Here is a 16,294-nt window from a genome sequence, read left to right on the forward strand (position 1 = left end):
ATCATCTGTTCTCTTATTGCGTCTGTTGAACAAGTAAGTGCTGTTTTACGGCACTGGCAATACTCTCGACCTGCGGGCCGTAAATAACCTGAATATCGTTTTTTGTTGCGCGAACAAATCCGCTCGCACCACTTTGTTTAAGCTGTTTCTCATCAACTTTCTGCATATCGACAATTTTCACCCGCAGACGGGTAAAGCAGCAGTCGACATTCTGGATATTTTCCCGCCCCCCAAGACCGGCAATAATTTGTTCTGTTGCAGCGTCACCTTTGACTGATTCATTGGGGGTCAGGGAAGCGTTATCCTCTTCTTCACGCCCCGGCGTTCTGGCGTTGGTGCGTAAAATTATCCACTTAAAGGCGAAGTAATAGACCGGGGCCCAGATACAGCCGAGCAGTAAATCAAACCACCAGTGGGTCTTGGTTCCACCCAGCACGCCAAAGACCATAAAGTCGATAAACCCGCCCTGAATATTGCCGATCATCACCTGGAGCAGTTGCGCACTGGCAAAAGAGAGACCGGACATAATCGCATGGAATAAAAACAGCAGCGGCGAGACAAAAATAAAGCTGAACTCCAGCGGCTCAGTGATGCCAGTGGTAAAGGAGGCCAGCGCTCCCGCCAGCATCAGGGCTTTCACACGTTGTTTATGCTCGGGCTTCGCACAGCGGTAGATAGCCAGCGCCGCGGCGGGCAGACCGAACATCATGACCGGAATTTTCCCCTGCGCCAGGAATCGGGTTGCTTCGCGCACTATGTCATCGGCCAGCGCGCCAGGGTGGGCAAGCGCATAATTGAAAATGGAGAGCGCCCCGATAACGCTTTCGTTATTCACATGCACCATGCCGCCGACAGGGGTAAAGCGTACGGTCTCGTTGAGAATGTGGTGTAAACCGGTTGGGATCAGGATGCGTTCAGTAAACGCATAAATAAAGGTGCCAAAGGGCCCGGACTCACCAATAAATTGCCCGAGGTGAATGATGGCGTTTGCGATATATGGCCAGATTAGCGACATCAGCACACCGACAATGGGCAGGACAATCACGGTAATAATGGGAACAAAGCGACGGCCACCAAAATAGGCGATGGCCGCCGGGAGTTTAATCGTATAAAAACGGTTGTGCAGAATAACGGTAATCAGGCCGGCAATAACCCCGCCAAGCACACTCATCTGGTAAGAAAATATGCCCAGCGTGCTGGCAAATTCAGCGGAATACATTACCGCATCGGCCTGGCTGTAGCCTTTTTCCATTAATGCAGCGACTGAGGTAGTTTGCGGCGTTAAACCTTGCGCCAGTAAGCTGTAATTCACACCCACATGGAAGGTAATAAAACCGATAACCGCCGCGAGAGCTGCCGTGGGTTTTTCATCACGCGCAAGGCCAATGGCCGCAGCAATCGCAAACAGCAGCGGGAGATTACCAAAGAGCGCCCCGGCGACCTTGCGAATAAAGCCAATGACCTGTTGCATGGCCTCAGCGTGAATAATACTTTCACCGACAATCGCCGGATTCTGTAATGCCGCCGCAAGGCCGAGGAATATCCCCGCTGCGGCGATCACGGAAATGGGCATCATCAATGCCTTTCCTAAATCCTGAAGAAACTCACCCGTCCGACGCATTGTTATTTTCCTTATGGGTACTGGCTGAACATAGTCAGAGTATAGTCAGTATCAATGTATAGTTGTCTAGCCCACTAATTTTAAAACGCGGTGCGGATCACAAACCTGGCCTCCCGGGCCTCAGGGACGGGCGGCAGTCAGCGTGAAACGGTAGTGCTGTTGGTTGTAGTAAATTTCTGAGAGCTCAAACGGCGTATCTTCGCGCAGAAAGGCCACTGAGGTGGCGTGCAGCACGGGTTCATCGCGATTGATGCCCAACATATCGCGAACGTTTTGCGACGGTAGCTCAGCGCGGATCTCCTTTTCCGAGCGCTCGACGGTAAAACCTTTACGGCTGATATAGGCATATTTTGAGCGGTTAAGATCCGCCTCACTGAGATCCTCAAAGGGGTGGGTAATCATCCAGGATTGTTCAAAAACAAACGGAATATCCCCTACGAGGCGCAGGCGCTGCATAAACCACACCTCACTGTCAGGCGCAATCCGCAGCTTCCCGGCTATCTCCCCGCAAGCGGGCTGGCGCAAGAGGCAAATCAGGCGGTTGATAACCGGCTCATCAAGCCCCAGCGTCGCCTCACTGGAAGAGAGATGTCTGTCCAGGGGCAGCGAGATGCGCACGTTTTTGCCTGACTGCACCACGAACGTCCCCTGCCCCCGGCGACGCTCCACTTTGCCCTGTCGCACCAGATAGTCCACCGCTTTGCGCGCCGTCATGCGGGAAATAGCAAACTGCTGGCAAAGCTCATTCTCTGAGGGGATGACATCGCCAGGCTTCAGCGAACCGGCGGCGATTTTCCCGGTAAGATAGTGTTCAAGCTGTAAATAGACTGGCACGGTGGAATGTTTGTCGATCATTGGCGCAACTCCCTCTTTCATTCCGGTATGGTAGCCACAGCCGCGCAAAGTGACAACGTTTGTCCACCCTGTGCGATGTTCAGGTACTCTCCACCTTTTCGCAAACCGGATCACAATTTGGCATACGAATTTACTCATCCCCTTGTGTTGCATTGAATATTCTTTTTGGCAGTGCTAGGTTTTAACTGCATTACGCTTGTTACCGACTATCGGGCAAAACCTAAATGCAGACTGAGAGGCAAAACTGCCTGTATCTGTATTTATGTCTTGCCCGTTTTTGTTTTCAGGAGTTGGCGATGCTGGTCAAACAAATATTAAATAATAATGTTGTCAGCGCAGTGGATGAGGATGGCCTGGAGGTTATTCTAACCGGTCGTGGACTGGGGTTTAATACCCACAACGGTGCCAGCATCAATCGCGATGCGATTGATAAAATATTCCGGCTGGAAGATTCACAAATTTCAGCCCGATTTAAAGATCTGGTCAGTGAAGTACCGGTGGATATTTTGCAGATCACGGCGGATATCATCACTCACGCCCGCAGCGTGCTCAATCATAAGCTCAGTGAGGGGTTATACGTCACCCTCGCCGATCACCTGCATTTTGCGCTGCAACGCCAACAAAATAATGAAGTTTTACCTAACCCCCTGGAGTGGGAAGTACGCCATTTTTACACTGCGGAATACGCCATTGGTCGCCAGGCTTTGGGGATGATTGTCGCCCGCACCGGCATGCTGCTACCGGACAGCGAGGCGTGCAGTATCGCTCTGCATATTGTGAATGCCGGACTCAATGACACCTTAGGAAAAACCACGCAGATCACGCGGCTTATTTATCAGTTACAGAATATTGTGAAGTACTTTTTTAATATTCCGCTTGATGAACATAGTCTCAATTACCAGCGGTTTATTACGCATCTGAAGTTTTTTGCGCAACGGGTGATTGATGGTGTGGTGTTAAATAATGACGATGAAGAATTCTTTGCACTGGTACAGCGACGCTATCAGGCGACACTGAAATGTGTCGAAGCCATCAACGAATTCGTCACCAGACATTATCACCACACCATGAGCAACTCGGAAAAACTCTACCTGACGGTGCATATTGAAAATATTGTGCAGCGGACGGTGCCCGACGCAGGGAAAGTTTAAAATGTTAAGTTATACGCAAAATAATTCGGGCTACAGGAAGGCGGCGACGCAGTAAATCTCCAGGAGCTTACATTGGTAAGTGACTGGGGTGAACGAGGAAAGCCAACGCATCTGTAGCACGAAGGATGAAGCGTATAAATTCCATCCAGGCTTGTTACTGTTTAATCAGGCAAACCCCAGAGGAAACAAAGTCCCGGTGTAAACCGGTCATTGTGGATGAAGTCGGCTTTTGACTTCAGTCTGGAGGAATTTTTATGGATTATCAGGACACGGCTCGCCAGATCCTTAACAGGATTGGCGGCAAAGAGAACGTACTCTCACTGTTTCACTGCATCACCCGCCTGCGTTTTCTGCTCAAAGAGAACGACAAGGCCGACCGTGCCGCCCTGGAAGCACTTGAAGGCGTGATGGGGGTCAATATCTCCGGCGACCAGTTCCAGCTCATTATTGGCAACAACGTCGAACCCTTATGTAAAGCCCTTCTGGCCGAACTTCCTGAACTGGACAATGCGGCCCGCCCGACCAAACGGCGTAACCCGATTTCGGTCATCTTCGAAGGGCTGTCGAGCATTTTCTCCCCTGTCATCCCTGCTATTGCCGGGGCCGGTATTCTCAAAGGCTTGCTGGCGCTGATGGTAGCGATGAAGTGGGTAGATACCGGCAATCAGACCTATCAGATCCTGCTCGCGGTCAGCGATGGCGTGTTCTACTTCCTGCCCTTCGCGCTGGCGTTCAGCGCAGCAAAGAAGTTTGGTGCCAATCCCTACGTCGCTGTGGCGCTCACCGCCGCGCTGTTTCACCCGGCAATTCAGACCCTGTTCAAGGCGGGCGGGCCGGTTAGCTTTATTGGTTTACCCGTGCCCACCGTCAATTACGCCTCAACCGTGATCCCGATTCTGTTTGCCGTCTGGCTGTTGAGTTACGTTGAGCGTCTTGTCGACCGCGTTATGCCCGGCCCGCTGAAAACCATGTTCGTCCCGCTGCTTTGTCTGCTCATCGTGACTCCCATTACCCTCATCGCCATCGGCCCGGTGGGAATTTATGCCGGTAACGCGCTCTCAGGCGGCATCATCTGGATGGTGGAGAACATGGGGATCGTGGCAGGCATTGTGGTGGGCGGCACGCTGTCGTTGATTATTATCACCGGTATGCACTACGTGATCGTCCCCATCATGATCAACAACATCAGTACCATCGGCTTCGACCCGATTAAAATCCTCTTTTACATCGCCAACCTCGGACAGGCCGGTGCCGCCTTCGGCGTCTTCCTGCGCGCCCGCGATAAAAAACTCAAATCGCTGGCACTGACCACCAGCTTTAGCGCCGCGATGGGGATCACCGAACCGGCGATGTACGGGGTCAATATCCGCTATAAACGTCCCTTTGCGGCCGCATTGATTGGCGGGGCCTGCGGCGGCGCGTTTGCCATGGCGATGGGAGTGAAAACCTACGCCTTCGCCTTGAGCGGCCTGCCGGGTATTCCAGGTCTGGTCGGCCCCACCTTCTTATGGGCGCTGGTCAGTATTGCCATCTCGTTTGTCGGCGCCGCCATCATCACCGTCATCATCGGTTTTGAAGAGACCACCCAGCCGGTGGTCGCAGGGGTCAGCGCGATGCCCCTTGCCCGGTCAGAAGAGACCCTGTTTGCCCCGGTCAGCGGTGAGCTGAAAGCGCTGAACACACTCAGCGATCCGGTCTTTGCCGACGAAATTTTCGGCAAAGGGCTGGCGATTTACCCCACCACCGGTGAGCTGCGTTCACCGAGTAACGGCAAAGTCGAGTCCCTCTTTGAAACCCACCATGCGCTGGCGCTGCAAAGCGATACCGGGGCGGAGATCCTCATTCACATCGGGATCGACACCGTGAAGCTGGGCGGCAGGCACTTCACCAGCCATATCGAAGCCGGGCAGTTTGTGGAAGCGGGCGAGCTGCTGATCACCTTCGATCTCGATGCACTCAAGGCGGAAGGCATTGACCCAAGCGTCATCCTGGTGGTGACCAACAGCGAACGTTACGGCGATATCAGCCCGGTCAAAGCGAAAGGCGATGTCGCCAGCCGCGACGAATTTCTGACACTGACCGCATCTGCGGCATGAGGAGTAAGCGCATGACATTTTCTAAATCATTTCCGGAAGGGTTTATGTGGGGTGGCGCGACGGCGGCAAATCAGCTTGAAGGGGCGTGGAACGTCGGGGGTAAAGGGCTGTCGGTCTCTGATGTTTATACCTTTGACATCAACACCCCAAAAGCACGCTGGCTCGACCAGTGGCTGGGCATGACCCACGCGCAGGTGCGCGAAGCACAGGATCCGAACAGCACGAAGTACTATCCAAAACGTAAAGGCAACGACTTCTATCATCATTTTAAAGAGGACATCGCCCTCTTTGCCGGCATGGGCTTTAAATGCTTTCGCATGTCGATAGCCTGGACCCGCCTCTTCCCGCGCGGTGACGAAACCACGCCTAACGAAGCCGGGCTGAAGTTCTATGATGAGGTGTTTGATGCCCTGCATTCACACGGCATCGAGCCCATTGTGTCGCTCTCTCACTATGAAATGCCGCTGGCGCTGGTGACTGATTATGGTGGCTGGCCCAATCGCGAGGTGGTCGATTTCTATGTGCGCTTCGCGACCACCTGCTTTACCCGTTATCGCAAAAAAGTGAAGTACTGGATGACCTTCAACGAGATCAACTGCGTGAAGCACCATCCTTACGTCAGTGTAGGCGTTATTGAAGAAGACAACCCGCACCTTGAGCAGGATAAATACCAGGGCGCGCACCATCAGTTTGTGGCCAGTGCTCTGGCGACCAAAGCCTGCCATCAGATCATTCCCGGCTCGAAGGTCGGCTGCATGATAAGCTACCAGATGCTCTACCCGCACAGCTGCCACCCGGATGATTTGCAGGCCTGCGAAGAGATGCAGCGCGTGTCGCTGTTCTTCAGTGATGTCCAGGCCCGCGGCTACTACCCGGCGTACACCGACCGCATGCTGGCCGAAAAAGGGGTCACGCTGCAAAAAGTGGTCGGCGACGATGAGATCCTGCGCCAGCACCCGGTGGATTTCGTGTCATTCAGCTATTACATGTCCAGCACCGTCAGCGCGCACCCGGAAAAACTGGAAGGGGCCGAGGGCAATCTTATCACCGGCGGCATCCGTAACCCGCACCTGCCCACCAGCCAGTGGGGCTGGCAGATTGACCCCAAAGGGCTGCGTCTGGCGCTCAACCAACTCTATGACCGCTATCAGAAGCCGCTGTTTATTGCCGAAAATGGCCTGGGCGCGGTGGATACCGTTAACGCCGATGGCTCCATCAACGACGATTACCGCATTGAGTACCTGCGCCTGCACATTGAGCAAATGCAGGAGGCGCTGGCCGACGGCGTGGATCTCTTTGGCTACACCTGGTGGGGGCCGATTGACGTGGTCAGTGCGGGCACGGCGCAAATCTCCAAACGCTACGGGTTTATCTATGTTGACCAGGACGACATGGGCAATGGCACCCAGAAGCGGTCCCTGAAAAAGAGCTACCACTGGTACAAAAAAATGATTGCCTCCAATGGCGAAGATTTAACAGATTAAGGAGTGAATATGTCTGTTTTCCCGAAAGATTTTTTATGGGGCGGTGCGATTGCCGCCAACCAGGCGGAGGGCGCATGGAATGTGGACGGCAAAGGGCCCTCCATCTCCGATGTGGTACGCGGCGGGATTGCCTCCGGCAAACACGATGCGGTAATCGATCCCACTAAGTATTACGCCAGCCATGAAGCCGTGGATTTCTACCACCACTACAAAGAAGACGTGGCGCTGTTCGCCGAAATGGGCTTCAAATGCTTTCGCACCTCCATTGCCTGGACGCGCATCTTTCCGCGCGGGGATGAGACTACCCCTAACGAAGCCGGTCTGCAGTTCTACGATGACCTGTTCGATGAGCTGCTGAAATACGGCATTGAGCCGGTTATCACCCTTTCTCACTACGAGACGCCGCTGGCGCTTTATCAGGAGTACGGCGGCTGGAAAAACCGCAAGCTGGTGACCTTCTTCACCCGCTACTGCGAGGTGGTGTTTACCCGCTATCGCGAGAAGGTCAAATACTGGATGACCTTCAACGAACTGAACAACATGAACCGCATGCCCTTTGCCACTGGTGCCGTTGACCCCAGTGCCACGCCGCAGGAGCTCTACCAGGCGAACCACCATCAGTTTGTGGCCAATGCGCTCGCCAACAAGCTGTGCCACGAGATTATCCCGAACGCGCAGATTGGCTGCATGCTGTCACTGAGTACCGTCTACCCGGCGACCTGCAACCCGGAAGATATCTTCTCGACCATGCAGCTGCGCCGCCGTTCGCTGTTCTACTCGGATGTAATGATGCTCGGTGAGTACCCGGCATGGACGCCGCGCCTGTTCCGCGAACAGAACATTGCGCTGTCCATCGAGGAGGGTGACCTGGAGTTAATCGCCAACTACCCGTCCGATTATCTCGGTTTTAGCTATTACCGTAGCGTCCTGCATCAGGCTGGGGGAGAATTTCGCATCGACACCGGGGGCACCGTTGGTCAGGACAACCCTTACCTTGAAAAAACCGCCTGGGGCTGGCCGATTGACGCCAAAGGGTTTCGTCTCGTCTGTAATGAGCTGGCGGACAGATACCGTAAGCCGCTTTTTATTGTGGAGAACGGCTACGGCGGCGTGGATGAACCGGATGAAAAGGGTGTTATCAACGATACGGCACGCATCGATTATGGCCGACAGCATATCCGCGAAATGGCGGAGGCCGTCGCCGATGGCTGCAACATCATGGGCTACACCTGGTGGGGACCGATTGATATCGTCAGCGCCGGGACCGGCGAGATGAAAAAGCGTTATGGCTTTATCTATGTCGACAAAGATAACGACGGAAAAGGCACGCTGAAACGCAGTAAAAAACGCAGCTTTGACTGGTATAAACAGGTTATCGCCAGCAACGGCGAAACGCTGTAAGGTAATGACGGAGCGGGAAATTCCTGCTCCATACCTTTACCAATACCGACAAGGCTACCGCAATGAACACATGGCATTTGGTCGATCCTGAACTACGCCCCGCTTTGGCCGACAGCCGCCCTCTTCCCCTGACTCAGGATGCCCTGGTGATCCTTCGCCAACAGCGGCAGCAGGCTGCGCTGGCCAATGTGCAGGCGTTCAGAGAGGCCGGGGTAAATGTGGTTGAGTATGTTGTAACTACTGCCACTTCCGTTCGGGTTTGTGTTATTTCACCTGCCACATCTGGCAAAGAGAGAATGGGGATTTTGCATATTCACGGCGGCGGCCATCTGCTCGGTAGCCCGGAACAATCCCTCTCGCTCACCTGTGCGACCGCTTTGCAACACGATTGCGTGGTTGTCTCAGTGGATTACCGACTGGCGCCCGAAACTGTCTTTCCGGGTTCGCTGGAGGATTGCTACACCGCCCTGGTCTGGATGACAGAACAGGCTGAAAGCCTCGGCATTCACCCCCAGCATATTGGCCTGATGGGTGACAGCGCCGGTGCCGGCCTTGCCGCGTCGCTGACACTGCTGACACGGGATCGCAACGGCCCTCGCCTCGCCTTTCAGAACCTGATGTTCCCGATGCTCGACGATCGCACGGTGACAGAAGAAAACCCGAACCCGGTGACCGGAGAATTCGTCTGGACGCGGGAGTACAACCGTTTTGGCTGGGCCTCGCTGTTGGGCTGTGCGCCGGGGTCGGAAGGTGTCTCGCCCTATGCCGCACCTGGTCGGGCAACGGACCTGGCTCACCTGCCGCCCACCTGGCTTGGCGTCGGTACCCTGGATCTGTTTCTCGATGAGAACCTTCGCTTTGCCAAGGGGTTGATTCGCGCGGGCGTGGCGGTTGAGATGAATGTCTGGCCGGGAGCATACCATGGGTTTAGTTCAGACCCGGTCGCCCGTGTGGCGCAGCGGGCACGCGAACAGCGGCAGACGTGGATAGCGCAGTTCAGGCCGACACAGGGGTAAGATTTACTCAGCGTCGGCCCTCTTCCTAAAGGCTGAGGAATCACCAGTAATATTACGTATTACAGCGATAACACAGCGCCATGAGAACACAACAGTTAAAGCGATGACTGGGTCCGGCTGAAAATCGACGAAGCGTATCCGTAAGGCCGGGGCGACGCGCAGGGATGCGCGGCGAGGGCGACTTTACAGGGACGTTACCTTCGCCCGTCCCCGATTAGCCTGAAGGAATATGCGTAGTGGACCGCGAAGCGGCGATTTTCGTGGCCGGGAGCCCGGGTCGCCAGGGCGGTGGCGGTGAACCGCCCTGGCACGTTCACAGGTCCTGGCGTTATAGAAAAGCAAGGAACTTAAGGTGAACGGAATGACCACCAGAGCCGCATGTTTCCCCTCACCCTTACCCTCTCCCCAAAGAGGAGAGGGGACTGTCCGTGCTCGTATTATTTTGTAGCGATCCCTCAACCGCAGGGACGAGGGTAACAACCGGCACCGTACTAAACCCCATAAAAAAGCCCTGCACGCTGGCAGGGCTTGTTATCAGGCGTTCGCCGCAGGTTTACGCGGGCGAGGACGGCGCGGTTTTTCCCCCGCGGGTTTTCCGTCCTGAGAGCGGGCTGGTTTTGCCGCCGCTTTCGGTGCGCCGCCGTCATTACGACGTGGCTGCTGACTACGACCGCCGCCGCCCTGACCGCGTCCTCCGCGGCCCTGACCCTGGCTCTGGCGACCGTTCACAATCGGCTCTGCCTTAATGGAGGGATCCGGCTCGTAACCCGGCAGGGCGATACGTGGGATCTCTTTTTTCAACAGGCGTTCGATATCACGCAGCAGTTTATGCTCATCCACGCAGACCAGCGACAGCGCTTCACCGGTGGCCGCCGCACGACCGGTACGGCCAATACGGTGCACGTAATCTTCCGGCACGTTCGGCAATTCATAGTTCACCACGTGTGGCAGCTCTTCAATATCCAGACCACGGGCCGCGATATCGGTCGCGACTAATACGCGAATGTCGCCGGATTTGAAGTCAGCCAGCGCACGGGTACGCGCCCCCTGGCTCTTGTTGCCGTGGATAGCCGCGCTGCGAATGCCGTCTTTGTTCAGCTGTTCAGCAAGGTGGTTTGCGCCATGTTTAGTACGGGTAAAGACCAGCACCTGCTGCCAGTTGCCTTCGCCAATCATCTGCGACAGCAGTTCACGTTTACGCTTTTTATCGACCATATGAACGTGCTGGGTCACCTGCTCCGAAGCGGTATTGCGACGCGCAACTTCAATTTCCAGCGGGTTATGCAGCAGCTTTTCGGCCAGACCTTTGATGTCGTCAGAGAAGGTGGCGGAGAACAACAGGTTCTGACGACGCGCCGGCAGTTTAGCCAGCACGCGACGAATATCGTGGATGAAGCCCATATCCAGCATACGGTCGGCTTCATCGAGTACCAGAATCTCTACGCTGTCCAGTTTGACGGCATTCTGGTGCTCTAAATCGAGCAAACGGCCCGGCGTTGCGACGAGGATATCGACGCCACTGCGCAGCTTCATCATTTGCGGGTTAATGCTCACGCCGCCGAACACGACCATCGAGCGCACGTTCAGATATTTGCTGTAATCGCGCACGTTTTCGCCAATCTGTGCGGCGAGTTCACGGGTCGGGGTGAGGATCAGGGCACGAACCGGACGACGCCCTTTCACATGCGGCTCTTTCTGAACCAGACGTTGCAGCAACGGCAGCGTAAAGCCCGCGGTTTTTCCGGTGCCGGTCTGGGCGCTTGCCATCAGGTCGCGACCATCCAGTACCGCAGGAATAGCCTGCTGTTGAATAGGGGTTGGCTCGCGGTAGCCCTGCTCTTCTACTGCACGCAGGATTTCCGGGTTAAGGCCAAGGGAATCAAAAGACATAACAACTCCGCACCGCCCCGACCATAACAGGTGTAGTTTTCGAGGAGATAATAGTGTGACAGATGACAAAAACCACAATGCCATGAAGCGGCGGAGTGTAGCAGCTTTTGTGATACAGCGCATAAAATACTGCTGTTCTTAACCCTGATGAGATATTTCTCCCCGGCCGGAGAGCAATAAACCGCTGCAGGTTGCTGGACAAGGTGAAAAATTAACCATAAAGTTAATCAATCGATTGATTAATTTTTTTACGGCAGCAACCTATGCACTCCACAACCAGTAAAGGGGAGCTGGCCCGCAACCAGCTTATCAATGCCGCACTCGCGCAGTTTGGTGAGTATGGCCTGCATGCCACCACACGTGATATTGCCGCGCAGGCGGGGCAAAACATTGCCGCTATTCCTTATTACTTCGGCTCGAAAGAGGATTTATATCTCGCCTGTGCCCAGTGGATCGCGGATTTTATTAGTGAGCACTTTCGCCCTCATGCCCAGGCCGCTGAGGCCCTTTTCACTGCGGAGCACCCTGACAAAGCGGCAATGCGGGAACTTATTCATCAGGCCTGCCGCAATATGATCATGTTGTTGACCCATGACGACACGCTCAACCTGAGTAAATTTATCTCGCGCGAGCAGCTCTCACCCACCCGCGCCTACCAGCTCGTCCATGATCAGGTGATTGCCCCGCTGCACAGTCATCTCACCCGACTTATCGCCGCCTGTACGGGGCGTGATGCCACGGATACCCAGACTATCCTGCACACCCATGCGCTGATTGGGGAGATCCTCGCCTTTCGTCTGGGGCGTGAAACCATTTTGCTGCGTGCGGGATGGACGCAGTTTGATGAGGAAAAAGCAGACCTAATCTGCCAGGTCATTACCTGTCACATCGATCTTATTCTTACTGGATTAACAAGGAGCAAAGCCTGATGAAAAAGCCCGTTGCGGTGGCGTTACTCGTGGTTATCCTGCTGGCGGCCCTTGGCGGCGGCTGGATGTGGTATCAAAGCCGTCAGGAGGAGGGCCTGACGCTGTATGGCAATGTTGACATTCGCACGGTGAATCTGAGCTTTCGTGTCGGTGGACGGCTGGCCTCCCTGACCGTCGACGAAGGGGATGCCATTAAAGCCGGGCAGTCGCTCGGCACCCTGGATAAAGCCCCTTACGAGAACGCGCTGCTGCAGGCAAAAGCCGGTGTCTCTACTGCTCAGGCTAAATATGACCTCGTGACGGAGGGCTATCGTAACGAAGAGATAGCTCAGGCAGCGGCTGCGGTTAAACAGGCGCAGGCTGCATTCGACTACGCGCAGAACTTTTACCAGCGCCAGCAAGGGTTGTGGAAAAGCCGTACCGTCTCCGCCAACGATTTAGAAAACGCCCGCTCATCGCGCGATCAGGCGCGTGCCAGCCTGAAATCAGCCCAGGACAAACTCAGCCAGCTCCGCAGCGGGAACCGGCCACAGGAGATTGCGCAGGCAAAAGCGAGCCTGGAACAGGCCCAGGCGCAACTGGCTCAGGCGCAACTGGATTTACAGGATACGCAGCTTATCGCTCCGTCAGAAGGTACCCTGCTGACTCGTGCCGTGGAGCCGGGCAGTATGTTAAGCGCCGGCAGTACCGTACTCACCCTGTCGCTGACCAGACCGGTCTGGGTGCGCGCTTACGTTAACGAGGTCAGCCTGCATCAGGCCGCGCCCGGTAACAGCGTACTGCTTTATGTCGACGGTCGCCCTGACAGACCCTACCACGGCAAAATTGGTTTTGTTTCCCCGACGGCTGAATTCACACCAAAGACCGTGGAGACACCGGATTTGCGCACCGACCTGGTCTACCGCCTGCGTATCATTGTGACCGATGCCGATGAGGGGTTGCGTCAGGGAATGCCGGTCACGGTCCGTTTCGACAGCGGAGCCGGTGATGAGTGATGCGACGCTTCGCCTGAACGGGCTGATGAAGCGCTTTGTCGGGATGGATAAACCGGCGGTAGCCCACCTCGACTGCACCGTTCACGCCGGTTACGTTACCGGGCTGGTCGGGCCGGACGGCGCGGGTAAAACCACGCTGATGCGCATGCTGGCCGGGTTAATGAAACCTGATGAAGGCAGCGCAGAGGTCATCGGGTTTGATCCCATTGCTGATAACAGCGAACTGCACGCGGTGCTCGGCTACATGCCACAAAAATTTGGCCTCTATGAAGATCTCACGGTCATGGAGAACCTGAACCTGTATGCGGATCTGCGTAGCGTCACCGGCGAACAGCGAAAAGCCACCTTTGACCGCCTGCTGGAATTTACCGCACTTGGCCCCTTTACCGGACGGCTGGCGGGCAAGCTCTCAGGGGGTATGAAGCAGAAACTGGGGCTCGCCTGCACGCTGGTCGGTCAGCCTAAAGTGTTGCTTCTGGATGAACCGGGCGTTGGCGTCGATCCCATTTCGCGCCGTGAGCTATGGCAGATGGTGCATCAGCTTGCGGGCGAAGGGATGCTGATTTTATGGAGCACCTCCTATCTGGATGAGGCGGAACAGTGTCGCGACGTGCTGCTGATGAACGAAGGGCAGTTGCTCTATCAGGGTGAGCCGCGAGCGCTGACGCAAACCATGGCCGGGCGCAGCGTTCTTGCCAGCAGTCCTGAGGAAAATAATCGTCTGCTGCTGCAACGGCTGCTTAAACTGCCCCAGGTCAGCGATGGCATGATTCAGGGTAAGTCGGTACGTGCCATTCTGAAAAAAGAGGCTACGCCCGATGCCCTGCGAAAGGCGGCGGAGCTTGAAACGCTGAACATTGAAGAGACGCCCCCCCGCTTTGAGGATGCGTTTATCGATCTGCTCGGCGGGGCCAGTTTTACCCAGTCACCGTTGGGGGCCATTTTGCATACCGTGGAAGGTCAAGCGGATGAGACGGTTATTGAGGCCCGACAGCTGACGAAGAAATTTGGCGATTTTGCCGCCACGGATAACGTCGATTTTGTCGTGAAGCGTGGTGAAATTTTTGGCCTGCTCGGCCCTAACGGCGCCGGAAAATCCACAACCTTCAAAATGATGTGTGGCCTGCTGGTGCCCACCGCCGGAAAAGCGCTGGTGCTGGATATGGATTTAAAAACCAGCTCCGGGAAGGCGCGCCAGCATCTGGGCTACATGGCGCAAAAATTCTCCCTCTACGGTAACCTGACGGTCACCCAAAATCTGCGGTTTTTCTCCGGCGTGTATGGTCTTCGCGGTCGCACGCAGCAGGAAAAAATCTCGCGCATGGTCGAGGCATTCGGATTGAAAGCCATTGCTGACCAGGCCACCGACGCCCTGCCGCTGGGCTACAAGCAGCGCCTCGCGCTGGCCTGCGCCCTGATGCATGAACCGGACATTCTGTTTCTGGATGAACCTACTTCCGGGGTCGATCCTCTGACTCGCCGCGAATTCTGGTTGCACATCAACAGCATGGTTGAAAAAGGGGTCACGGTAATGGTCACGACCCACTTTATGGATGAGGCCGAGTACTGCGACCGCATCGGGCTGGTTTATCGCGGCAAGCTGATTGCCAGCGGTACGCCGGACGATCTCAAAGCGCAGACGGCGGACAGCGACACCCCCGACCCCACAATGGAACACGCGTTTATTACGCTCATTCATAACTGGGATAAGGAGCACCATAATGCGCCATAGCCCTCTCTCTTTGCGCCGCGTGCGCGCTCTGTGCGTCAAAGAGACGCGCCAGATTGTGCGCGACCCCAGTAGCTGGCTGATTGCGGTGGTGATCCCGTTGATGCTGCTGTTTATCTTCGGCTACGGCATTAACCTGGACTCCAGCAAGCTGCGGGTGGGCGTGCTGCTTGAGCAGCGCAGCGAAGAGGCTCTCGATTTTACCCATACACTCACCGGTTCACCTTATATTGATGCCACCGTCAGCAATAACCGCCCGCAGCTCATTGAGATGATGCAGGCCGGGCGTATACGCGGACTGGTTATTATACCGGTCAACTTCGCAGAATTGATGACGCGCCCGGGCGACGAAGCGCCGCTGCAGGTCATCACCGACGGCAGCGAACCCAACACTGCAAACTTTGTGCAGGGTTATGTTCAGGGTATCTGGCAAATCTGGCAGCAGCAGCGGGCCGACGATCGTGGTGAGACCTTTAAGCCGCTGATTGAGGTGCAGATGCGCTACTGGTTTAACCCGGCAGCCATCAGCCAGCATTTTATTATTCCGGGGGCGGTGACCATCATCATGACGGTGATTGGCGCGATCCTCACCTCGCTGGTGGTGGCCCGCGAATGGGAGCGCGGCACGATGGAAGCGCTGCTCTCCACCGAAGTGACCCGTACCGAGCTGCTACTGTGCAAACTTATCCCCTATTACTTCCTTGGTATGCTGGCGATGCTGCTCTGTATGCTGGTATCGGTGTTTATTCTCGGCGTGCCTTACCGGGGGTCGCTGCTGATTCTCTTCTTTATCACCAGTCTGTTTTTACTCAGTACCCTGGGGATGGGGCTGCTGATTTCGACCGTCACGCGCAATCAGTTTAATGCCGCCCAGGTGGCGCTGAATGCCGCATTTCTGCCGTCGATTATGCTGTCCGGGTTCATCTTCCAGATAGACAGCATGCCGGCGGTTATCCGTGCGGTGACCTATATCATTCCGGCACGCTACTTTGTGAACACGCTACAGAGCCTGTTCCTGGCGGGAAATATTCCGGTCGTACTGGTTATCAACGTGCTGTTTTTGCTGGCCTCGGCGGTGATGTTTATCGGTCTGACCTGGGCGAAGACTAAACGTCGGCTGGATTAAG

12 protein-coding genes are annotated in these 16,294 nt (G+C 55.5%); 9 read left to right on the plus strand and 3 right to left on the minus strand.

Annotated elements, in window-relative coordinates:
* Positions 1-13: 13 nt before the first annotated feature.
* Positions 14-1,621: a PTS transporter subunit EIIC gene (locus tag M1D91_RS15555; RefSeq protein ID WP_437430802.1), complete on the minus strand. Its 1,608-nt coding sequence runs from the start codon at positions 1,619-1,621 to the stop codon at positions 14-16.
* A gap of 120 nt (positions 1,622-1,741) precedes the next feature.
* Positions 1,742-2,476, minus strand: a complete 735-nt coding sequence (locus tag M1D91_RS15560; RefSeq protein WP_437430801.1) for a GntR family transcriptional regulator — start codon at positions 2,474-2,476, stop codon at positions 1,742-1,744.
* A gap of 296 nt (positions 2,477-2,772) precedes the next feature.
* Between M1D91_RS15560 and licT the strand changes: the two genes are divergently transcribed.
* The 5 genes from licT to M1D91_RS15585 all read left to right on the plus strand — a co-directional run bounded on the left by licT (position 2,773) and on the right by M1D91_RS15585 (position 9,624).
* Complete coding sequence (gene licT, locus M1D91_RS15565) at positions 2,773-3,627, plus strand: BglG family transcription antiterminator LicT (protein ID WP_437430800.1); 855 nt, start codon at positions 2,773-2,775, stop codon at positions 3,625-3,627.
* A gap of 254 nt (positions 3,628-3,881) precedes the next feature.
* A complete protein-coding gene (locus tag M1D91_RS15570) occupies positions 3,882-5,723 on the plus strand; it encodes a beta-glucoside-specific PTS transporter subunit IIABC (protein ID WP_437430799.1) in 1,842 nt (613 codons plus the stop codon).
* A gap of 11 nt (positions 5,724-5,734) precedes the next feature.
* A complete protein-coding gene (locus tag M1D91_RS15575; protein ID WP_437430798.1) occupies positions 5,735-7,207 on the plus strand; it encodes a glycoside hydrolase family 1 protein in 1,473 nt (490 codons plus the stop codon).
* A gap of 9 nt (positions 7,208-7,216) precedes the next feature.
* On the plus strand, positions 7,217-8,608 hold the full coding sequence (locus M1D91_RS15580) for a glycoside hydrolase family 1 protein (RefSeq protein ID WP_437430797.1): 1,392 nt from the start codon (positions 7,217-7,219) through the stop codon (positions 8,606-8,608).
* 62 nt (positions 8,609-8,670) lie between these two features.
* Positions 8,671-9,624 carry an alpha/beta hydrolase gene (locus tag M1D91_RS15585; RefSeq protein WP_437430796.1) on the plus strand — a complete coding sequence of 318 codons (954 nt, stop codon included), beginning with the start codon at positions 8,671-8,673 and terminating at the stop codon, positions 9,622-9,624.
* A 534-nt stretch (positions 9,625-10,158) separates the two neighbouring features.
* On the opposite strand, the gene rhlE is transcribed toward M1D91_RS15585, so the two are convergent.
* Positions 10,159-11,514: an ATP-dependent RNA helicase RhlE gene (gene rhlE / locus M1D91_RS15590; protein WP_437430795.1), complete on the minus strand. Its 1,356-nt coding sequence runs from the start codon at positions 11,512-11,514 to the stop codon at positions 10,159-10,161.
* Positions 11,515-11,777: 263 nt separating this feature from the next.
* On the opposite strand from rhlE, the gene cecR reads away from it, so the two are divergent.
* From cecR to M1D91_RS15610, 4 genes are read left to right on the plus strand one after another with little or no spacing between them, the layout of a single operon-like run.
* Positions 11,778-12,443 (plus strand): transcriptional regulator CecR, encoded by a 666-nt coding sequence (gene cecR, locus M1D91_RS15595; protein ID WP_437430794.1) that lies wholly within the window; start codon positions 11,778-11,780, stop codon positions 12,441-12,443.
* Complete coding sequence (gene hlyD / locus M1D91_RS15600) at positions 12,443-13,438, plus strand: secretion protein HlyD (protein ID WP_437430793.1); 996 nt, start codon at positions 12,443-12,445, stop codon at positions 13,436-13,438. The genes cecR and hlyD overlap by 1 nt, the downstream gene beginning before the upstream one ends.
* Positions 13,431-15,170, plus strand: coding sequence for an ATP-binding cassette domain-containing protein (locus M1D91_RS15605; RefSeq protein WP_437430792.1), 1,740 nt, complete (start codon positions 13,431-13,433; stop codon positions 15,168-15,170). The genes hlyD and M1D91_RS15605 overlap by 8 nt, the downstream gene beginning before the upstream one ends.
* Positions 15,160-16,293: an ABC transporter permease gene (locus M1D91_RS15610; protein WP_437430791.1), complete on the plus strand. Its 1,134-nt coding sequence runs from the start codon at positions 15,160-15,162 to the stop codon at positions 16,291-16,293. Before M1D91_RS15605 ends, M1D91_RS15610 begins: the two co-directional genes overlap by 11 nt.
* The last annotated feature ends 1 nt before the right edge of the window (position 16,294 follow it).

It is taken from the genome of Enterobacter sp. SA197 (genome assembly GCF_054131575.1).